This window comes from Saccharothrix algeriensis (assembly GCF_016907655.1).
Taxonomy (GTDB): domain Bacteria; phylum Actinomycetota; class Actinomycetes; order Mycobacteriales; family Pseudonocardiaceae; genus Actinosynnema; species Actinosynnema algeriense.
Map to the genome: position 1 here is coordinate 4,826,667 of NZ_JAFBCL010000001.1, position 18,718 is coordinate 4,845,384.

Genomic DNA, 18,718 nt, shown 5'->3' on the forward strand with positions numbered 1-18,718 from the left:
CCGCGCCGTCCTCCTGCGGGCGGGCTGCTGCCCGGCGGTCCCGCGCCGGGCCGACGTCAGACCCGCACGGCTGCCGCGAGCTGCACGTCGGTGGGCTCGACGAGCACCGTGCCGTCGGCCAGGACGACCACCGGGATGTTCCTCCGCCCGCCCGCCAGCTCGACCGCGCGGTCGCGGGCCGCGTCGTCGTGCTCGACGTCGACGTCGGTGAAGGCCACTTCGTGCTCCCGCAGCCAAGCCTTGGCCCGTCGGCAGTCGCTGCACCAGTCCGCACCGTAGAGAACGATTTCACCCATATGCGTGATGCTAGAACGCGGCCGGCGGCAACGCTGCGTGTAGTCGTAGGGTGAGTGCCCGTGAGCGTCCTGGTGATCACCGGAACAGGGACCGAGGTCGGCAAGACGGTGGTCGTCGCCGCGCTGGCCGCCCTGGCCGCGGCCGACGGCCGGCGGGTGGCCGTGCTGAAGCCCGCCCAGACCGGCGTGGGGCCGGGCGAGCCGGGCGACCTGGCCGAGGTGACCCGCCTGGCCGGCCCCGTGACCACCCGCGAGCTGCGCCGCTACCCGGACCCGCTGGCCCCGGCCACCGCGGCCCGCCGCAGCGGGCTGCCCACCGTGCACCCCAGCGAGGTGGCCGCGACCGCCGCGGACCTGGACCGGACCCACGACCTGGTCCTGGTGGAGGGCGCGGGCGGCCTGCTGGTCCGCTTCGACGACGACGGCACGACCGTCGCCGACGCGGCGTGGGCCCTCAACGCCCCGGTGCTGGTCGTCGCCCACGCGGGCCTGGGCACCCTGAACACCACGGCCCTCACCGCCGAGGCCCTGCTGCGCCGCGGCCTGGAGTCGGTCGGCGTGGTGGTGGGCCGCTGGCCCGCCGAGCCGGACCTGGCGTGCCGCTGCAACCTGGCCGACCTCCCCGAGGCCGCGGGCGCCCCGCTGCTCGGCGTCGTGCCGGACGGCGCGGCGGCGCTGGGGCGGCCGGAGTTCCTGGACCTGGCGCGCACCGCGCTGTCGCCGTGGTTCGGCGGCACGTTCGACCCGGACAAGTTCGCCGCCCCGCACACCTGCTGACCCGCTCGCGGCCACGCCGGCACGGGGCCCGCCGCCCCGCCGGGGTGGACCGCTCCAGTGACGCACGTCGCTGGGGCGCCGGCGCGGCCGTGCGGCAGACTGGCCGCCGGATCACCGTCCGGACGAGCCCACTGGGAGAAGTCGTGACCACAGCCCCCGAACAGGTCGATGTCCTCGGCGTTGCCCGCGAGCAGGTGCTGGAGCGCGGCGTCGGCCTGTCCGAGGAGCAGGTGCTCCGGGTGCTCCGGCTGCCGGACGAGCGCGTCCCCGAGCTGCTGGAGCTGGCCCACCAGGTGCGGATGCGGTGGTGCGGGCCCGAGGTCGAGGTCGAGGGCATCGTGTCGCTCAAGACCGGCGGGTGCCCGGAGGACTGCCACTTCTGCTCCCAGTCCGGCCAGTTCCCCTCGCCGGTCCGCTCGGCCTGGCTGGACATCCCCGGCCTGGTGCGCGCCGCCCGGCAGACCGCCGAGACCGGCGCCACCGAGTTCTGCATCGTGGCCGCCGTCCGCGGCCCCGACCGGCGGCTGCTCTCGCAGGTCCGCGACGGCATCAAGGCCATCCGGGACGACGGCAACGACATCCAGATCGCCTGCTCGCTGGGGATGCTGACCCAGGAGCAGGTGGACGAGCTGGTCGCCATGGGCGTCCACCGCTACAACCACAACCTGGAGACCGCGCGGTCGCACTTCCCCGAGGTCGTCACCACCCACTCCTGGGAGGAGCGGTGGGAGACCCTGCGGATGGTGCGCGAGGCGGGCATGGAGGTGTGCTGCGGCGGGATCCTCGGCATGGGCGAGACGCTGGAGCAGCGCGCCGAGTTCGCCGCGCAGCTCGCCTCGCTCGAACCGGACGAGGTGCCGCTGAACTTCCTCATCCCCAACCCCGGCACGCCCTACGAGGACTACCCCGTCGTGGAGGGGCCCGACGCGCTGCGGGCCGTCGGCGCGTTCCGCCTGGCGCTGCCGCGCACCATCCTGCGGTTCGCGGGCGGCCGGGAGCTGACGCTCGGCGACCTGGGCGCCAAGCAGGGGATGCTGGGCGGGGTCAACGCGATCATCGTCGGCAACTACCTGACCAACCTGGGCCGGCCGGCGCAGCAGGACCTGGACATGCTCCAGGAGCTGTCGATGCCGATCAAGGAATTGAGCAGGACGCTGTGACCGGGCAGGGCGCCGCGACCGGGCAGGGCGCCGCGACCGGGCGGGGCGCCGGGCCGGCGGCGGGACCGGCGGCGTACTGCGGCTACTGCGGCAAGGACCTCGGCGGTGACGACCACGCGGCGTGCGCCCGGCGGCTGCGGGTGATCGACCCGCCGAGGTTCTGCTCGGCCTGCGCGCGCCGCATGGTGGTGCAGGTGACGCCGGCGGGCTGGACCGCCACGTGCAGCCGGCACGGCGAGACCACCTCCGCGCGGTAACCTGCCCTGCGTCGGTGGTCCGGGGCTGGGGAGGTCGTGCGTGGCGGAACAACCGGTGGACGAGCGGGCCGCCTCGGTCCGGGTGCCACCCGTCTTCGTCTACCGCTACGCCCCGCCGCGCCCGCGGGTGGTGGTGAAGCGGGACCTGCTGCCCGCGTTCGCCGTGCTGTCCACGATCTCGCTGTTCGGGCTGCCCGTGGGGTGGCTGTGGGCGCGGCTCGCGCCACCGCAGAACGCCGTGGTCGCCCAGGACGCCTCGCTGGTCCCGGTGACGGGGGAGAGCTACCACCGGCTCGACGCGCTGATGGTGTTCGTGCTGCTCGGCGCGGGGGCGGGGCTGATCACCGGGGTGGCGGTCTGGCTGCTGCGCGAGCGCCGCGGCCCGGTCGTGATGCTGGCGGCCACGGCCGGTGGCGGTGTGGCGGCGTACCTGGCGCAGCGGACCGGCCTCGGGTCGGCGGGCAGCCGGTACGCGCTGGGCGCCGCGCCCCGGGTGGGGGACGCGGTCGCGCTGGCGCCGGTGCTGGAGACGTGGTGGGGCCTGCTGGCCTGGCCCCTGGGCACGGCGCTGGCCTACGGCTGCCTGGCGGCGTGGAACGGGCTGGACGACCTGGGCCGCCGGCTCGGCTAGGTCCCGGCCGGGCCGGCGCCGGCCGGGGGCTGCCGGGTCGTGCGGCGCCCGGCGCCCCGGACAGCGCCCTGGGACTGCGCCTTCGGACGCCGCCACGGCCTCCCGCGAACGCTTCGGGGTGGCGAACGCCGGGCAGGCGGTCAGTTCCGGTGGGGGAGGTGGCCCAGCTCGGCGATCGGGGCCGGGACGGCGTGCAGGGCGGCGATGATGCCCGCCTCCCGGTGCATCATCCGGCGGACCAGGCGCAGCCGGCGGGCCTCCGAGCGCTCCTCCAGCAGCCGCTGCCGGTCCTCCAGCGTCAGCAGGCAGTCGTTGGCCAGCGCGTAGGCCAGCCCGTCCGTCTTCGCCACGGTCGGGTCGTCCTCGAACGCCGCCCGGCGGTACCGGCGGAACGCCGCCATCGCGCCGTCCGCCAGCAGCGGCAGGGCCTCGGCGATCTCCGCCGGCGCGGGCACGTCGTCCACCCACTCCACCTCGCCGAGCAGGTAGGGGGCGCTCTCGCCGTCGACGTCGAGCAGCCGGAACCGCCGGCCGCCGGTCGTGGACAGGTCGAAGCGGCCGTCGGGCAGCGGCTTGGCGTCGATCAGCAGCGCCTCGCAGCCGACCGCGTGCAGGGCCGTCGCGTTGCCCGGACCGACCTCCCAGCCCTGCCGGATCGCCACGACGCCGAAGCTGCGGCCGGGCAGCTCCCCGGTCACCAGGTCGACGGTCAGCTGCCGGTAGCGGGGTTCGAACACGTGCAGGGGCAGCGACGTTCCCGGGAGCAGCACGGTGCCCAGGGGGAACAGCGGGAGCGTCGTGGTCACGTGCCCAAGCTACGGCCGCTGGGTGGCCGCAGCACGGCGAACGGGTCGGTGACCCGCATCTGCCGGGACACGAAGCGGAACAGCGCCGCCGGCCGGCCGCCGGACGGGCCGACCGGCGCGACCGCGCCCGTGGGCTCCAGCAGGCCGCGCCGCGACAGCACGCGCTGGAGGTTGGTCGCCGACACCTCGTAGCCCAGCGCGGCGGAGTACACCGAGCGCAGCGCGGAGATGGTGAACTCCGGCGGCGCCAGCGCGAACCCCAGGTTGGTGTAGGACAGCTTGGACGCCAGCCGGTGCCGGGCGCGGCGGCAGATCGCCTCGTGGTCGAACGCGGTCGGGGGCAGCGCGTCCACCGGGTGCCACGCCGTGTCCGCCGGCACGACCGGGTCGGTGACCGAGGGGACCAGGCCGAGGAACGCCGTCGCCACCACCCGCGGGCCGGGCACGCGGCCGGGCGCGCTGAAGACGGCGAGCTGCTCGACGTGGGACAGCTGCCGCACGTCGACCTTCTCCGCGAGCTGGCGGCGGATGGAGGTCTCGACGTCCTCGTCGTCGCCGAGCCCGCCGCCCGGCAGCGACCAGCGGTGAGCGTGCGGCTCCCGAGCGCGTTCCCACAGCATGACCTGGAGTGATCCGGCTCTCACCTGGAGCACTGCGGCCAGTACCTCATGTCCGGCGAGTCCCACCGGCTGATACTATCGGCCATGTTTTCGACCGAAAGGCGAAAACCTGGCTGAAGGAGGAGAACCATGGTCGCTACCGCCTACGTGGAGCGAACCTCTGACGGTGCGTACGACGGCATCGCGCCGGACGCCGCATGGCGGGACGAGGTGCTGGAGCTGGCGCGCAGGCGGGACGCGGTGATCCTCGCGCACAACTACCAGCTGCCGGAGATCCAGGACATCGCGCACCACACCGGCGACTCGCTGGCGCTGAGCCGCATCGCCGCGGCGAGCGACGCGTCGACCATCGTGTTCTGCGGCGTGCACTTCATGGCCGAGACCGCGAAGATCCTGGCGCCCCACAAGACCGTGCTGATCCCGGACGAGCGCGCGGGCTGCTCGCTGGCCGACTCGATCACCGGTGACCAGCTGCGCGCGTGGAAGGCCGAGCACCCCGGCGCGGTCGTCGTGTCCTACGTCAACACCACCGCCGAGGTGAAGGCGGAGACCGACATCTGCTGCACCTCGTCGAACGCGGTGGACGTGGTGGCCTCCATCCCGGCCGACCGCGAGGTGCTGTTCCTGCCCGACCAGTTCCTCGGCGCGCACGTCAAGCGCGAGACCGGCCGGGAGAACCTGCACGTCTGGGCGGGCGAGTGCCACGTCCACGCCGGCATCAACGGCCCCGAGCTGGCCGAGCGCGCGGCGGCGAACCCGGACGCCGACCTGTTCATCCACCCCGAGTGCGGCTGCGCGACCTCCGCGCTCTACCTCGCGGGCGAGGGCACCGTGCCGGCCGAGAAGGTGCGCATCCTCTCGACCGGCGACATGATCACCGCCGCCCGCAGCACCAGCGCCCGGTCGGTCCTGGTGGCCACCGAGGTCGGGATGCTGCACCAGCTGCGCCGGGCCGCGCCGGAGATCGACTTCCGCGCCGTGAACGACCGGGCCTCCTGCCGGTACATGAAGATGATCACCCCGACCGCCCTGCTGCGCTGCCTGCGCGAGGGCAGGGACGAGGTGCACGTCGACCCGGACACCGCCCGGCGCGCGAAGGGCGCCGTGCAGCGCATGATCGAGATCGGTCAGCCCGGCGGCGGCGAGTGAGCACCCCGCTGTGGGAGGCCGGCGCCGACCTGGTGGTGGTCGGCACGGGCGTCGCGGGCCTGACCGCCGCGCTGCGCGCGCGTGAGCTGGGCCTGCGCGTCCTGGTCGTCACCAAGGCCGAGCAGCACGACGGCAACACCCGGTGGGCGCAGGGCGGTGTCGCGGTCGTGCTGCCCGGCGAGCACGACGAGGGCGACACCGTCGAGGCGCACGTCCGCGACACGCTGGTGGCGGGCGCGGGGCTGTGCGACGAGGGCGCCGTGCGGGAGATCATCGCGGGCGGCCCGGCGGCCGTGACCGGCCTGCGGGAGCGGGGCGCGGTGTTCGACGCCGCGGCGGGCGGCCGGCTGGCGCGCACCCGGGAGGGCGGGCACAGCGCGTTCCGGGTGGTGCACGCGGGCGGCGACGCGACCGGGGCCGAGGTGGAGCGGGCGCTGCTCGCCGCGGCGGCCGACGGCCGGGTCCCGGTGCTGGAGCGGCACGTCGCGGTGGACGCGGTGCGCACCCCGCTCGGCCAGGTGTGCGGGCTGCTGGTGCTCGACGACGGGGGCGTGCCGGGCGTGCTGAGCGCACCGGCCGTGCTGCTGGCCAGCGGCGGCCTCGGCCAGCTCTACCAGGCCACCTCCAACCCGGAGGTGGCGACCGGCGACGGGCTGGCGCTCGCGCTGCGGGCCGGCGCGGCGGCGGCGGACATGGAGTTCGTGCAGTTCCACCCGACGGTCCTGTACACCGGGCGGGGCGCGCGCGGCCGGTGCCCGCTGGTCACCGAGGCGGTGCGCGGCGAGGGGGCGGTGCTGGTCGACGCGACCGGCGCGCGGGTCATGCGCGGCGTGCACCCGCTGGAGGACCTGGCGCCGCGCGACGTCGTGGCGGCGGCCATCACCCGGCGCCTGGGCGACGCGCCGGGCGGCGTGGACGACCACGTGTTCCTCGACGCCACCGGCGTCTCCGACTTCGCGCGGCGGTTCCCGACCGTGCACGCGGCGTGCGTCGCGGCCGGCGTCGACCCGTCCGGGCAGCCGATCCCGGTTGCGCCCGCCGCGCACTTCGCGTGCGGCGGCGTGGTGTCCGACGGGTCCGGGCGGACCGGCGTGACCGGCCTGTACGCGGCGGGCGAGGTGGCCCGGACGGGGCTGCACGGCGCGAACCGGCTGGCCTCCAACAGCCTGCTGGAGGGGCTGGTGGTGGGCGCGCGGGCCGCCGAGGCGGTCGCGGCCGACCTCGCGCTGGGCGTGCTGGCCCGCTGCCCGGCCACGGCGGAGCTGCCGACGGCCCCGGTGGCGGACCGGGACTCGCTGCAGCGCGTCATGAGCCGGTACGCGGCGATCGGCCGGGACGCCGAGGGGCTGGCCGTGGTCGGCTCGGTGCTCGACCTGTCCACGGTGGAGCGGGAGCTGAACACCCGGGAGCTGGTGGAGGACGCGGCGCTGACCGCGGCGGCACGGGCGCTGATCGCGGCGGCGGCGCAGCGCACCGAGTCGCGCGGCTGCCACGTGCGCACCGACGCGCCCGCCCGCGACGACGCGCGCTGGGGCCGCAGCCAGGTGGTCCGGCTCAACCCGTCGGGCCAGCCCGTGCTGGCCGACCCGGCGGTGGCGACGAAGGGAGTGGCATGACCCCTGTGGATCCCGCGACCGCGCCGGGCGCCGGGCTCGACCCCGACGACCTGCGCCGCGTCATCACGACGGCGCTCGCCGAGGACCTGCGCCACGGCCCGGACGCGACGACGGAGGCGACGGTGCCCGCCGACGCGGTGGCCGTCGCCGAGCTGACGCCGCGCCGAGCCGGTGTGCTGGCGGGCGTCCCGGCCGCGCTGGCGGTGTTCGAGGAGGTGCTCGACGTCGAGGTGCTCGACCGCCGCGACGACGGCGACAAGGCCGTCCCCGGCGAGCCGGCGCTCGTGGTGCGCGGCCGGGTGCGCGGCCTGCTCACCGCCGAGCGCACCGCGTTGAACCTGCTGTGCCACCTGTCGGGCGTCGCCACGCTCACCGCGGCCTGGGTGGCGGAGGTCGCCGGCACCGGGGCGCGGGTGCGCGACTCCCGCAAGACGCTGCCCGGCCTGCGGCTGCTGGAGAAGTACGCGGTCCGCTGCGGCGGCGGCGTCAACCACCGGCTCGGCCTCGGCGACGCGGTGCTGATCAAGGACAACCACGTGCGCGCGGCCGGTTCGGTCGCCGCCGCGATGGCCGCCGTGCGCGCCCGCGCGCCGCACCTGCCGTGCGAGGTGGAGGTGGATTCCCTGGCGCAGCTGGACGAAGCCCTCGCCGAGGGCGCGGAGCTGGTGCTGCTGGACAACTTCACGGTCGAGGAGTGCGCGGAGGCCGTGCGGCGGGCCGGCGGCGTCGCGCTGGAGGCGTCCGGTGGGCTGACGCTGGACGTGGCCCGCGCGTACGCCGGGACGGGCGTGGACTACCTCGCGGTGGGCGGGTTGACGCACTCCGCGCCGGCGTTGGACCTGGGGATGGACCTGCGCTGACCGGGATCCGGTCGCCGCGCCGGCGGTGCGGTCCGCCCGGGAGCGCCCCGGGGTCGTGCCGACCGGTCCGACGCCGGCCCGGTCCCGTACCGAGCGCTTCACCGGGTCGGAGCGGCCCGCGCCCTCCCGCGAGGGCGCGGGCCGGTCGTCCGGTCAGCGCTCGTCGTCACGCTCGACCTCGACGCGCTCGCGGCGCACCTGGTCGCCGACCTGGCGCTGCTCGGTCACCGTCTCCTTGTCCAGCCGCACCCGCTCCACCGGCTCCGCCCGCTTCTCGACCACGGGCTCCTGCCGCCGCAGCGTCACCTCGGCCTCCTCCTCGGTGAAAGCCTCCCCGGTCGCGCCGTCGGCGGGCTCGCTCACCACGTGGACCTCTTCGTGCGAGACCGGCACCGTCATGTTCTGCTGCTCGGTGACGACGTGCTTGACCAGTCGCACCCGACCCGCCGCCACGTCGCGCGTGCCGACGTCGAGCTGCTCCTCGTAGCGGGTCACGGAGTCGCCCTCGGCCGCCTTGCCGCGGGGCTGCCGGGCCGGGGCGTCCTCGCGCATCCCCGGGAGCCGGGTGTGCTCGCTGTGGACGTGCCCGCCCTGCTCGGCCCGGCCGCGGGTCTGCTCGGCGCCGGTCTGCCCGCCGCGGGTCTGCTCGGCCTGACCGCGGGCCTGACCGCCCCGGCCACCGGGCATGCGGTCGTGCTCGCCGGTGTTCGCCGTCGGGATCATCCCGTAGTAGCGGTACAGCTCGTCCTGCTGGGCGTCGGACATGTGCTCGTCGGTGACGTCGATCCGGGGCGCGTCCTTGACCTGCTGCTTCTCCACCGGGACGGTGATGCTCCCCTTGTCGATCCGAGCGTCCTGGATCGGCACGAACGTCTCCTTGAGCCCGAACAGCCCGGTGTGCACCGAAGCCCACATCGGGCGCCCGTCGCGGTCGTCGAGCCACACCTGCTTGACCGACCCGATCCGCTCGCCGTGCGAGTCGACCACGTCGCAGTCGTACAACCGGTCCACTTCGGCCTGGTTGATCATGATTTCCCCTTCGGGTGGTATCACCTGCCCTGGCGGATTACCCGCGACCTGGAACGGGCGACCCGGCCGTCACCTGGTTGTGCGACTCGATATCCCTCGAAAGGAATTCGCGTGAGGGGGGCATGTGCGAGGAGCGCGTGTGTCGGGACGTGGTGGGTGCGCCGCGCTCGGTGGAAGAGCGAAAAGAGTCCTCGCCGGACGGGCAGGCCATACGGGGAGAACACGAGGGCACGGGGCTGTGCGAGCGTGCAACCGCCCCTGATCCGTGAGTGCCCCGGTTCCGCAGGCGGCCGGTCCTGTGGTGGCCGAGTGGCACGGAGGCCCTTGCGGGGGTCGGGGGTTGCGCGGTCGGGGGCGGTGGTCAGAGGCGGCGGTTGGCCAGGACGGGGAGCGACTGCCTGACCTGCTCGACCGTGGTGGGGTCGAGGTCGGCGACCAGGACGCCCGGCTCGGCGCCCAGGTGGTGCTCCACCACGCCGAGGGGGGAGGCGATCAGGCTGTGGCCGATGCCGGTGGGCGCGCCGCCGTGGTCCTCGCGTGGGTCGGCCTGGCCGCAGGCCAGGACCCACGAGGTGGAGTCCAGCGCCCGCGCCCGCACCAGCAGCTCCCACTGCTCCCGCTTGCCCGGGCCCGCGCCCCACGAGGCGCCCAGCAGCACGGCGGACGCGCCGCGGTCGGCCAAGGCCCGGAACAGCTCGGGGAACCGCACGTCGTAGCAGGTCGCGAGGCCGAGCGTGACGCCGTCCACGTCGATGGTCACCGGGTGGTCGCCGGGGGCCACGGTGCGCGACTCGGCGAAGCCGAACGCGTCGAACAGGTGGATCTTGTCGTACCCGACGTGCAGCCCGCCGCCGGTGGCCAGCAGGGTGTTCGCCACCCGCCCGTCCGCCGCCGGGGTGAACATGCCCGCGACCACCACGACGCCGTGCTCGTCGGCGATGTCCCGCACGGCCGACGCCCACGGCCCGTCCAGCGGCTCGGCGACCGGGCCCAGCGGCACGCCGAAGCGGCACATGGCCGCCTCCGGGAACACCACGACGCGGGCGCCCTCCGCGCGCCGGACGCCCTCCCGCAGCAGGTCGAGGTTGGCCGCGGGGTCGGTGGAGGACGTGATCTGGCAGAGCGCAACACGCATACCACCCACTCTAGGTAGTGTCAGGTCCCGTGCGCTCCCTGTTGCCCTCCTTGATCGTGCTGGCCCTGCTCGCCGTGGCGGGGTGCACGGGGACGACGACACCGAACGCGGAGGGCACGGCGGACGGCAGTTCGATCGTGCTGGCCGACAACGCCGAGCCGACCACCCTCAACCCGTTGCTGGGCTACGGGCGCGACGGCGTGTCCAAGGTCTACGACGGCCTGGTGGAGCACGGCGCGGACCGCTCGCTGCGGCCCCGGCTGGCCGCGGAGCTGCCCCGGCCGGCGGCCGACGGCCGGTCGTGGACGGTGCGGTTGCGCGAGGACGTGAAGTTCGCCGACGGCTCGTCGTTCGGGCCGGAGGACGTGGTCGCGACCTACCGGGCGCTGCTGGACCCGGCGTCGGGCTCCACCGAGCGCGCCCGGTTCGCCGGCCTGAGCGGGGTCGAGCAGCTGGACGTGCACACGGTGCGGTTCGCGCTGGGCGAGCCGTGGGCGGCGTTCCCGCACCTGCTGGTGCTGGGCGTGCTGCCGAGCGAGGCGTTCGGCGTGCCGCTCAAGGAGGTCAAGCCGGTCGGCACCGGCCCGTACCAGCTGGTCGAGTGGCGCAGGGGCGACCGGATGGTGCTGGAGGCCAACCCGACCCACTTCGCCGGTCAGCCCGCCGTGCGCAGGCTCACCGTGGTCTTCGTGCCCGACGACAACACGCGCGCGCAGCGGATGCAGCAGGGCGAGTTCGACGGGGCGGAGCTGCCGCCGCGCCTGGCGCAGCCCTTCGCCAACACCGGCGGGATGCGCGTGGTGACCCACCGCGCGGCGGACCTGCGGGCGGTGACGCTGCCCGCGGCGAACCCGGTGACCGGCGACCCGGCGGTGCGGATGGCGCTCAACCACGCGGTGAACCGCAAGGGCGTGGTGGAGAACCTGTTGGGCGGCAAGGGCTCCCCGGCGTCCACGCCGGTGCCCGACACGCTGCCGGAGTTCCACGACCCGGCGGCGGTGTTCGCCCACGACAAGGCGCAGGCCGAGCTGCTGCTCGACCAGGCGGGCTGGGCGCGCGGCGAGGACGGCGTGCGCGCCCGCAACGGCGTGCCGGCCCGGTTCACGCTCATGTACCCGATCGGCGACGTGGTGCGCACCGACCTGGCGACGGCGTTCGCGGCCGACGCCAAGGCGGTGGGCGTGGACGTCCAGCTCGCCGGCCTGGGCCCGGAGGCGATCGCGCCGCGCCTGGGGACCGACGCGCTGCTGCACGGCGGCGGCACCCCGTTCGACCCGGACCTGATGACCTACCAGCCGCTGCACACCGGCAACCCGTGGGGCTACACGAGCACCAGGGTGGACGCCGCCCTGGAGGCCGGCCGCACGCTGCTGGACCCGGCGCAGCGCGCGGCGGCCTACCGGCAGTTGCAGCACGCCTACCTGGCCGCGCCCGGCATGGTCGTCCTGGCGGCGGTCCAGCACACCTACGTGCTGCGCGACAACTGGACCGGCTACCAGGAGGTCGTCGACCCGTACGAGCACGGCGCGCTGTCCTGGGGCCCGTGGTGGAACCTGGAGCGCTGGGCGGCGCGGTAGCCCCGGCCGCGCGCGGCGTGGTAGACGAGGGCGAGCGGAATCCGAGACCCTGGGGGCCACCGTGATCGACCTTGCCGCCGTGCGCGCCGACACGCCTGGTGCGAGCCGGGGGGTCTTCCTCGACTCGGCGGGCTCCTCGCTGCCGCCGCGGCCGGTGCTCGACGAGGTGATCGGCCACCTGCGGCGGGAAGCCGAAGTCGGCGGGTACGTCGCCGCGCAGGAGCGCGCCGACGACCTGGAGGCCGGCTACCGGGTGTTCGCCGACCTGCTGGGTGCCGAGCCGGACGAGATCGCGTTCACCGACAGCGCCACCAGGTCCTACCTGCTGGCGCTGGACGCGGTGCCGCTCGGCGCGGGCGACCGGGTGCTGATCACCGAGGCCGAGTACGGCAGCAACGCGATCCAGCTGCTGCACCGCGCGCGGCGGGTGGGCGCGGAGGTGGTGGCGATCCCCTCGGACGCGTCCGGCCAGGTCGACGTGGCGGCGCTGGCCGGGCTGCTCGACGAGCGGGTCAAGCTGGTCTCGCTGGTGCACGTGCCCACCAACAGCGGCCTGGTCAACCCGGTGGCGGAGGTCGCCGCGGCGGCCCGCTCCGCCGGCGCGCTGGTGCTGCTGGACGCCTGCCAGTCGGTCGGCCAGCTGCCCGTGCGGGCCGACGAGCTGGGCGTGGACCTGCTGTCCACCACGGGCCGCAAGTGGCTGCGCGGACCGCGCGGCACGGGCGTGCTGGTGGTGCGCCGGGCGGCGCGGGACCGGCTGCGCCCGACGCTGGTCGACTCGCGCGGCGGCGAGTGGGTCGGCCCGCGGGAGGTCCGGCTGCGCTCGGACGCCCGCGTCTTCGAGCTGTGGGAGTCCGACACCGCCGCCCGGCTCGGGCTCGTCGCCGCCGCCCGCTACGCGCTGGACCTGGGGCTGGGGGCGATCGCCGAGGCGGTCCGGGACCGGGCGGGGCGGCTGCGGGCCGGGTTGGCGGAGCTGCCCGGCGTGCGGGTGCGCGACATCGGCGAGCAGCAGGCGGGCCTGGTGACGTTCACCGTCGAGGGCCGGTCCGCCGACGACGTGCGCGCGGCCCTGGCGGGCGAGGGCGTCACGGTGACCGCGAGCCGCCGGGGCTCGACGCTGCTGGACATGACCAGGCGCGGGCTCGACGAGGTCGTCAGGGCGTCGCCCCACTACTTCATCGAGCCCGCGCAGGTCGATCGGGCCGTGGCGGCCGTCAGCAGGTGCGGCCGATGATGCGCGGCGCGCAGTCCGAGTAGGTCAGGAACAGCTCCACGGCGCTGTCGTTGCGGGCGGTCTGCGGGGCGATCGCGGTGTCACGCGGGTAGAAACCGCTGGTGCCGCTCGCGGACCTGGGGTACATCTCGAAGGTGTAGCTCCAGATCTTGTGGGCGTTCCACATCCAGTCGTTGATGCCGCCGTCGGTGATGTAGAGGTCGCTCGACTGCTGCGGCGTGTAGTTGTTGAGCGCCGCCATCCGCCGGCCGAGCGTGGCGAACACGTTGGCCTCGGTGGCGTCCAGGCCGGGCGCGGTGTCGTTGTAGGTGTAGCCGTAGGGCCACAGGATCAGCTCGGAGTAGGTGTGCCAGTCGATGTGCGTCTTGATCTGCTGCACGCCGCCGACGGCCCGGCTGTTGACGAAGTCGCGGACGCGCTGGGTCTCCGGCGCGGAGAACGCCGACGGGCCGCGGTAGGTCTCGCTGGACGGGCTGCCGCTGGAGCCGCCGCAGCAGCCCCACTTGTAGCCCCAGTTGCGGTTGGGGTCGGTGCCCTGGCCCTGCCGGTTCTTGCGCCACGCGCGGAACTGGCCCGACGCGATGTCGTACTCGGCGCCGTCCGGGTTGACGCTGGGGATGACCCAGATCTCCCGGGAGTCGACCAGGTTCTTGATGGTCGGGTTGGTGGCGTAGCCGTCGGTGTACTGCTTGATGATGCGCAGGCACATCTCGACGGTCAGGTGCTCACGGGCGTGCTGGTTGCAGGTGAACAGCACCTCCGGCTCGTTCTCGTCGGTGGCGGCGTTGTCGCTGATCTTCAGCGCCCACAGGTCCCGGTTCTCGTAGGACTTGCCGATGCTGCTCAGCCGCACCAGGCCGCCGTGGTCGCTGACGGTCTGGTTCAGCTCGGCGACCATCTCCCGGAAGTTGTGGTACCCGGTGTAGCCGGACGGGAAGTCCTGGGCGCCCACGTCCCCGGTCCGGTCGGTGAAGTCGACCTTGCCGAGCGCCTTGAGCTCGGCATCGGCGTCGCCGAGGCTCTTGACGGGCAGGCCGGTGGCGCGCAGCGCTCCCAGCTGCCGCGCCTCGGCGATCACGGTGAGCGTCGCCCCGTTGAGGCCGAGCACGTCCACGCCCGTCCGGGCCACCTTGGTCCGGGCTTCGGGGGTGGCCGCGGTGACCTCGAACATGGTCCGCTCGGGTGTGCTGGTCGTGCTCGGCTGGGCCGCCACGGTGTTCAGGGGCAGCACCAGGGTCAGGCAGGCGCCGAGCGCGGCGGCCACGAGGCCGCGCCGCTTGGATGACATGGAGCCTCCATCATCAGCAGGGTTTGCGACGGAGTTCGCGTACGCAGCGTGGCCCGCACGTCACAGATCGGCATAGCCCCCGTTTGTCGGGTTCCCGGCCTCCGCGCACGGCTGACAGTTGACACAGCCGCGAGCGGCTGCGGACCTCCGCACGGGTTGCGCCCCCCGGCGGGACCGGGCCGGGGGCGTCCGGGGCAGCGGACGTCGCCGATCGGCCGCTGCCCCGGGAGCGGCGCGGCGCGGCGCGGCCCGGCGGCGGGGCGGTCCGCGGCGGGACGGGCCGCCCCGCGGGGCGCGGTCCGGCGATCGCGCCGGCGAGTCGCGGGCGTTCCGGGGCCGGCCTGCGTCCGCCTGGTCCGGACGGCTTACCCTGGGCACATGCTCAACCGCATCGACCTGCGCGGTCAGGTCCCGTCCCCGGCTGAACTGCGCGCCGCGCTGCCGCGCGCCGAAGTGGACGTCGACGCGGTGCTGCACCACGTGCGGCCGATGGTGGAAGCGGTGCGGGAACGCGGCGTGGCGGCCGTCCTGGAGTTCGGCGAGCGGTTCGACGGGGTGCGGCCGGCCACCGTCCGCGTCCCGGCGGCCGAACTGGACCGCGCGCTGGCCGAACTGGACCCGGCCGTGCGGGAGGCGCTGGAGGAGTCCATCACCCGTGCCCGCGCGGTGCACGCCGACCAGCGGCGCACCGACACCACGACCCAGGTCGTGCCCGGCGGGACGGTGACCGAGCGCTGGGTGCCGGTCGCGCGCGTGGGCCTCTACGCGCCCGGCGGCCTGGCCGTCTACCCGTCCAGCGTGGTCATGAACGTGGTGCCCGCGCAGACCGCCGGCGTGGCGTCGCTGGTGGTGTGCTCGCCGCCGCAGGCCGAGTTCGGCGGCCTGCCCCACCCGACCATCCTGGCCGCCGCCGCGCTGCTGGGCGTGGCGGAGGTGTGGGCGGTCGGCGGGGCGCAGGCGGTGGCGCTGCTCGCGTACGGCGGGGTGGACACCGACGGCGGCGACCTCGCCCCGGTCGACCTGGTCACCGGGCCGGGCAACATCTACCTGACCGCGGCCAAGCGCCTGCTGCGCGGCCTGGTCGGCATCGACTCCGAGGCGGGCCCGACCGAGATCGCCGTGCTGGCCGACGCGTCGGCCGACCCGGTGCACGTGGCGGCGGACCTGATCAGCCAGGCCGAGCACGACCCGCTGGCGGCGAGCGTCCTGGTGACGACCTCGCCCGAGCTGGCCGACGCGGTGGACGTCGAGCTGGAGCGGCAGGTCGCGGCGACCAAGCACGCCGGGCGCGTCCGCACCGCGCTGGGCGGCAGGCAGTCCGGCACCGTGCTGGTGTCCACCGTGGACGACGGCCTGACGGTGGTGGACGCCTACGCCGCCGAGCACCTGGAGGTCCAGACCGAGCGGGCGCGCGAGGTCGCCGCCCGGGTCCGCGCGGCCGGCGCGATCTTCGTCGGCCCGCACTCCCCGGTGTCGCTGGGTGACTACTGCGCGGGCTCCAACCACGTGCTGCCCACGGGCGGCTGCGCGCGGCACTCGTCGGGGCTGTCGGTGCAGACGTTCCTGCGCGGCATCCACGTCGTGGACTACAGCGAGGACGCGCTGCGCGAGGTCGCGCCGAAGGTGGTCGCGCTGGCCGACGCCGAGGACCTGCCCGCCCACGGCCAGGCCGTGACCGCGAGGCTGCGCGGATGAGCCCGGTGATCGGCGAGCGGGTGGAGCTGTCCGACCTCCCCCTGCGCGAGGACCTGCGGGGCCGCACGCCCTACGGCGCGCCCCAGCTGGACGTCCCGGTCCGGCTCAACACCAACGAGAACCCGTACCCGCCGACGCCCGAGCTGGTCGCCGACGTGGCGCGCGAGGTGGCCCTCGTCGCGGCCGAGCTGCACCGCTACCCCGACCGCGACGCGGTGGCGCTGCGCGCCGACCTCGCGGCGTACCTGTCGTCGGCGACCGGCGTGCCGCTGGCGGAGCGGAACCTGTGGGCCGCCAACGGGTCCAACGAGGTGCTCCAGCAGGTGCTCCAGGCGTTCGGCGGCCCGGGGCGCACGGCGCTGGGCTTCGAGCCGTCGTACTCGATGCACCCGATCATCGCCTCCGGCACGCGCACCGAGTGGGCGCCCGCGCCCCGGCGCGCGGACTTCTCGCTGGACACGGCGGAGGCGGCGCGGACCGTGGCCGCCCGCCGGCCCGACGTGGTCTTCGTGACCAGCCCCAACAACCCGACCGGCCAGAGCATCCCGACCGAGGAGCTGCGCGACGTCGTCGAGGCCGCGCCCGGGGTGGTCGTCGTGGACGAGGCGTACGCCGAGTTCTCCTCGCGGGGCAGCGCCGTGTCGCTGCTGGCGGACTACCCGGAGAAGCTGATCGTCAGCCGCACCATGAGCAAGGCGTTCGCGTTCGCCGGCGGCCGGCTGGGCTACCTGGCCGCCGCGCCGGCCGTGGTGGACGCGCTGCTGCTGGTGCGGCTGCCGTACCACCTGTCGGCGCTGACGCAGGCGGCGGCGCGGGCCGCGCTGCGGCACTCGGCGGAGACGCTCGGGTCGGTGGCGCGGCTGGCGGCCGAGCGCGACCGCGTCGTGGAGTCGTTGGCGGGCATGGGTTTCGCCGTCGTGCCCAGCGACGCGAACTTCGTGCTGTTCGGGTGGTTCGAGGACGCGCGCGCCACTTGGCGCTCCTACCTGGAGCGCGGCGTGCTCATCAGGGATGTCGGTATCGCGGGTCATCTGCGGGTGACGGTCGGGACTCCGGAGGAGAACGACGCGTTCCTCGCGGCGAGCAAGGAGGTCGGCCGGTGAGCCGGGTGGGCAAGGTGGAGCGGACCACCAAGGAGTCTTCGGTGCACGTCGAGGTGGACCTCGACGGGACCGGGCAGGTCGAGATCGCGACCGGGGTGCCGTTCTACGACCACATGTTGACGGCGCTGGGCGTGCACGGGTCGCTGGACCTGGTGGTGCGCGCCTCCGGCGACGTGGAGATCGACGCGCACCACACGGTGGAGGACGTCGCCATCGTGCTGGGGCAGGCGTTGCGGGAGGCGCTGGGGGACAAGGCCGGCATCCGCCGCTTCGGCGACGCGTGGATCCCGATGGACGAGACGCTGGCGCACGCGGCGGTGGACGTCTCGGGCCGGCCGTACTGCGTGCACGTGGGCGAGCCGCCGGAGTTCAACACCTTCACCATCGGCGGCAACTACCCGTTCGTGCTCAACCGGCACGTGTTCGACTCGCTGGCCTTCCACGCCGGCATCGCGCTGCACGTGCGGGTCGAGTACGGCCGCGACCCGCACCACATCACCGAGGCCCAGTTCAAGGCGATCGCGCGGGCGCTGCGCGCGGCGGTGGAGCCCGACCCGAGGGTCGGCGGTGTGCCGTCCACCAAGGGCGTCCTGTAATGCCCAAGGAGTACGTGGTCATCGGGTTGCTCGCGCTGGCGGGCTTCCTGATCGGCGGGGTCTACAGCACGTGGAAGACGGCACGCGGGCTCGCCGTCGTGCTCGTCGTGCTGACGCTGATCTCCATCGGCGGCGCGATCGCGTGGTTGCTGTAGGCACGCCGGACCAACCGTGAAGCCGGCGGCCCCCGCCGCCGGCCCACACCTCCACCACACCTCGCGCGCACCGACCGCCGCCCTCGCTTTTCGCTCTGGGGTTTTCGGCACGCCCCGTGCAGTCCGGTGCTCTCGTGTTCTCCCCGTATGGCCTGCCCGGAGGGCTACCATGCTTTCTTGGGGGGTGCAAGCACGCTTTTCGCTTGCACCCCCCAAGAAAGCATGGTCGTCTTTGACAGGTCATGCGGGGGGAACACGACCGCTGTTTCTTTTCATTCTCCTTGGCGGCCTGCCTGTCCGGCGAGGACTCTTTTGGGTTTTACCTGGATCCGTGCCGCACCAAATATTTCCTGGATCGGTGCGCGATCTTAGTAAGAAAAGCGGCCGAGAGGCCCCCAAGGAGAAGGGAAGTGCGTCGTGTTCTCCCCGTACGGCCTGCCGGAGGCAATCATGCCGAGCAGGGGGTGTCAAGCGGTGAAGCGTGCTTGACACCCCCTGCTCGGCATGATTGGGCTGCGCCCAGGCCGTACGGGGAGAACACGAGGCACGAGGCTGCGCTGAAGCGCCGCCGCGCGGGGCGCGGCCTGAGGCGAGAGTTGAAGCGCCGCTGCGCGGGGCGCGGCTTGAGGTGAGTGCTGAAGCGCCGCCGCGCGGGGCGCGGCGTGGGTCCGACGTCATGCCGGCGGTTCGGCTCGATTGGTCTGTTGGTCTGTTGGCCTGGTGGTGGCCTG

General features: G+C 74.6%; 19 protein-coding genes. 13 read left to right on the forward strand and 6 right to left on the reverse strand.

Annotated features, from left to right (window positions below; genetic code table 11):
- Positions 1–56: 56 nt before the first annotated feature.
- The gene (locus JOE68_RS22120; protein ID WP_204844198.1) at positions 57–296 is read right to left on the reverse strand and encodes a glutaredoxin family protein; all 240 of its coding nucleotides are present in this window, start codon (positions 294–296) and stop codon (positions 57–59) included.
- Between the two features lie 60 nt (positions 297–356).
- Here JOE68_RS22120 and bioD point away from each other — a divergent pair, with 60 nt between their 5' ends.
- The 4 genes from bioD (at position 357) to JOE68_RS22140 (ending at position 3,121) form a co-directional block, all read left to right on the forward strand.
- On the forward strand, positions 357–1,073 hold the full coding sequence (gene bioD / locus JOE68_RS22125) for a dethiobiotin synthase (protein ID WP_204844199.1): 717 nt from the start codon (positions 357–359) through the stop codon (positions 1,071–1,073).
- 143 nt (positions 1,074–1,216) lie between these two features.
- Positions 1,217–2,233 carry a biotin synthase BioB gene (bioB, locus tag JOE68_RS22130; RefSeq protein WP_204844200.1) on the forward strand — a complete coding sequence of 339 codons (1,017 nt, stop codon included), beginning with the start codon at positions 1,217–1,219 and terminating at the stop codon, positions 2,231–2,233.
- Positions 2,230–2,490, forward strand: a complete 261-nt coding sequence (bsaP, locus tag JOE68_RS22135) for a biotin synthase auxiliary protein BsaP (RefSeq protein ID WP_204844201.1) — start codon at positions 2,230–2,232, stop codon at positions 2,488–2,490. The genes bioB and bsaP overlap by 4 nt, the downstream gene beginning before the upstream one ends.
- Positions 2,491–2,530: 40 nt before the next feature.
- Positions 2,531–3,121: a DUF2567 domain-containing protein gene (locus JOE68_RS22140; RefSeq protein WP_204844202.1), complete on the forward strand. Its 591-nt coding sequence runs from the start codon at positions 2,531–2,533 to the stop codon at positions 3,119–3,121.
- A gap of 140 nt (positions 3,122–3,261) precedes the next feature.
- Here the strand turns inward: JOE68_RS22140 and JOE68_RS22145 are convergent, their stop codons facing one another.
- Both JOE68_RS22145 and JOE68_RS22150 read right to left on the reverse strand, forming a co-directional pair.
- The gene (locus JOE68_RS22145; protein WP_204844203.1) at positions 3,262–3,927 is read right to left on the reverse strand and encodes an LON peptidase substrate-binding domain-containing protein; all 666 of its coding nucleotides are present in this window, start codon (positions 3,925–3,927) and stop codon (positions 3,262–3,264) included.
- Positions 3,924–4,613, reverse strand: coding sequence for an NUDIX hydrolase (locus JOE68_RS22150; RefSeq protein ID WP_307819809.1), 690 nt, complete (start codon positions 4,611–4,613; stop codon positions 3,924–3,926). Before JOE68_RS22150 ends, JOE68_RS22145 begins: the two co-directional genes overlap by 4 nt.
- 63 nt (positions 4,614–4,676) lie before the next feature.
- Here JOE68_RS22150 and nadA point away from each other — a divergent pair, with 63 nt between their 5' ends.
- The 3 genes from nadA to nadC are packed head-to-tail and all read left to right on the forward strand — an operon-like array spanning position 4,677 to position 8,172.
- Positions 4,677–5,696, forward strand: coding sequence for a quinolinate synthase NadA (gene nadA, locus JOE68_RS22155; RefSeq protein WP_204844205.1), 1,020 nt, complete (start codon positions 4,677–4,679; stop codon positions 5,694–5,696).
- Positions 5,693–7,312 carry an L-aspartate oxidase gene (locus tag JOE68_RS22160; protein ID WP_204844206.1) on the forward strand — a complete coding sequence of 540 codons (1,620 nt, stop codon included), beginning with the start codon at positions 5,693–5,695 and terminating at the stop codon, positions 7,310–7,312. Before nadA ends, JOE68_RS22160 begins: the two co-directional genes overlap by 4 nt.
- Positions 7,309–8,172 carry a carboxylating nicotinate-nucleotide diphosphorylase gene (gene nadC, locus JOE68_RS22165; protein ID WP_204844207.1) on the forward strand — a complete coding sequence of 288 codons (864 nt, stop codon included), beginning with the start codon at positions 7,309–7,311 and terminating at the stop codon, positions 8,170–8,172. The genes JOE68_RS22160 and nadC overlap by 4 nt, the downstream gene beginning before the upstream one ends.
- A 153-nt stretch (positions 8,173–8,325) precedes the next feature.
- Here nadC and JOE68_RS22170 read toward each other — a convergent pair whose 3' ends face one another.
- Together JOE68_RS22170 and JOE68_RS22175 are read right to left on the reverse strand one after the other, a co-directional pair.
- On the reverse strand, positions 8,326–9,201 hold the full coding sequence (locus JOE68_RS22170; protein WP_204844208.1) for a DUF2382 domain-containing protein: 876 nt from the start codon (positions 9,199–9,201) through the stop codon (positions 8,326–8,328).
- 361 nt (positions 9,202–9,562) lie between these two features.
- The gene (locus JOE68_RS22175) at positions 9,563–10,336 is read right to left on the reverse strand and encodes a carbon-nitrogen hydrolase family protein (protein WP_204844209.1); all 774 of its coding nucleotides are present in this window, start codon (positions 10,334–10,336) and stop codon (positions 9,563–9,565) included.
- Positions 10,337–10,365: 29 nt separating this feature from the next.
- Here JOE68_RS22175 and JOE68_RS22180 point away from each other — a divergent pair, with 29 nt between their 5' ends.
- Together JOE68_RS22180 and JOE68_RS22185 are read left to right on the forward strand one after the other, a co-directional pair.
- Positions 10,366–11,913 carry an ABC transporter substrate-binding protein gene (locus tag JOE68_RS22180; protein WP_307819810.1) on the forward strand — a complete coding sequence of 516 codons (1,548 nt, stop codon included), beginning with the start codon at positions 10,366–10,368 and terminating at the stop codon, positions 11,911–11,913.
- Between the two features lie 61 nt (positions 11,914–11,974).
- The gene (locus JOE68_RS22185) at positions 11,975–13,150 is read left to right on the forward strand and encodes an aminotransferase class V-fold PLP-dependent enzyme (RefSeq protein WP_307819811.1); all 1,176 of its coding nucleotides are present in this window, start codon (positions 11,975–11,977) and stop codon (positions 13,148–13,150) included.
- On the opposite strand, the gene JOE68_RS22190 is transcribed toward JOE68_RS22185, so the two are convergent.
- Positions 13,131–14,438: a M14 family metallopeptidase gene (locus JOE68_RS22190; protein WP_204844211.1), complete on the reverse strand. Its 1,308-nt coding sequence runs from the start codon at positions 14,436–14,438 to the stop codon at positions 13,131–13,133. The genes JOE68_RS22185 and JOE68_RS22190 overlap by 20 nt on opposite strands.
- Positions 14,439–14,816: 378 nt before the next feature.
- Between JOE68_RS22190 and hisD the strand changes: the two genes are divergently transcribed.
- Genes hisD through JOE68_RS22210 form a run of 4 tightly spaced genes read left to right on the forward strand, consistent with a single transcriptional unit; the run spans position 14,817 to position 17,987 of the window.
- Positions 14,817–16,133: a histidinol dehydrogenase gene (hisD, locus tag JOE68_RS22195; RefSeq protein ID WP_204844212.1), complete on the forward strand. Its 1,317-nt coding sequence runs from the start codon at positions 14,817–14,819 to the stop codon at positions 16,131–16,133.
- Positions 16,130–17,236, forward strand: a complete 1,107-nt coding sequence (locus tag JOE68_RS22200; protein ID WP_204844213.1) for a histidinol-phosphate transaminase — start codon at positions 16,130–16,132, stop codon at positions 17,234–17,236. The genes hisD and JOE68_RS22200 overlap by 4 nt, the downstream gene beginning before the upstream one ends.
- A complete protein-coding gene (gene hisB, locus JOE68_RS22205) occupies positions 17,233–17,832 on the forward strand; it encodes an imidazoleglycerol-phosphate dehydratase HisB (RefSeq protein ID WP_204844214.1) in 600 nt (199 codons plus the stop codon). The genes JOE68_RS22200 and hisB overlap by 4 nt, the downstream gene beginning before the upstream one ends.
- A complete protein-coding gene (locus tag JOE68_RS22210; protein ID WP_204844215.1) occupies positions 17,832–17,987 on the forward strand; it encodes a CG2302 family histidine operon protein in 156 nt (51 codons plus the stop codon). Before hisB ends, JOE68_RS22210 begins: the two co-directional genes overlap by 1 nt.
- The last annotated feature ends 731 nt before the right edge of the window (positions 17,988–18,718 follow it).

What these genes read in the sequence shown, in the direction of transcription:
- JOE68_RS22120 (WP_204844198.1), bottom strand. Translation starts at nt 296, where the DNA reads ATGGGTGAAATCGTTCTCTACGGTGCGGACTGGTGCAGCGACTGCCGA.
- nadA (WP_204844205.1), top strand. Translation starts at nt 4,677, where the DNA reads ATGGTCGCTACCGCCTACGTGGAGCGAACCTCTGACGGTGCGTACGAC.
- nadC (WP_204844207.1), top strand. Translation starts at nt 7,309, where the DNA reads ATGACCCCTGTGGATCCCGCGACCGCGCCGGGCGCCGGGCTCGACCCC.
- JOE68_RS22170 (WP_204844208.1), bottom strand. Translation starts at nt 9,201, where the DNA reads ATGATCAACCAGGCCGAAGTGGACCGGTTGTACGACTGCGACGTGGTC.
- JOE68_RS22175 (WP_204844209.1), bottom strand. Translation starts at nt 10,336, where the DNA reads ATGCGTGTTGCGCTCTGCCAGATCACGTCCTCCACCGACCCCGCGGCC.
- JOE68_RS22190 (WP_204844211.1), bottom strand. Translation starts at nt 14,438, where the DNA reads ATGTCATCCAAGCGGCGCGGCCTCGTGGCCGCCGCGCTCGGCGCCTGC.
- hisD (WP_204844212.1), top strand. Translation starts at nt 14,817, where the DNA reads ATGCTCAACCGCATCGACCTGCGCGGTCAGGTCCCGTCCCCGGCTGAA.
- JOE68_RS22200 (WP_204844213.1), top strand. Translation starts at nt 16,130, where the DNA reads ATGAGCCCGGTGATCGGCGAGCGGGTGGAGCTGTCCGACCTCCCCCTG.
- JOE68_RS22210 (WP_204844215.1), top strand. Translation starts at nt 17,832, where the DNA reads ATGCCCAAGGAGTACGTGGTCATCGGGTTGCTCGCGCTGGCGGGCTTC.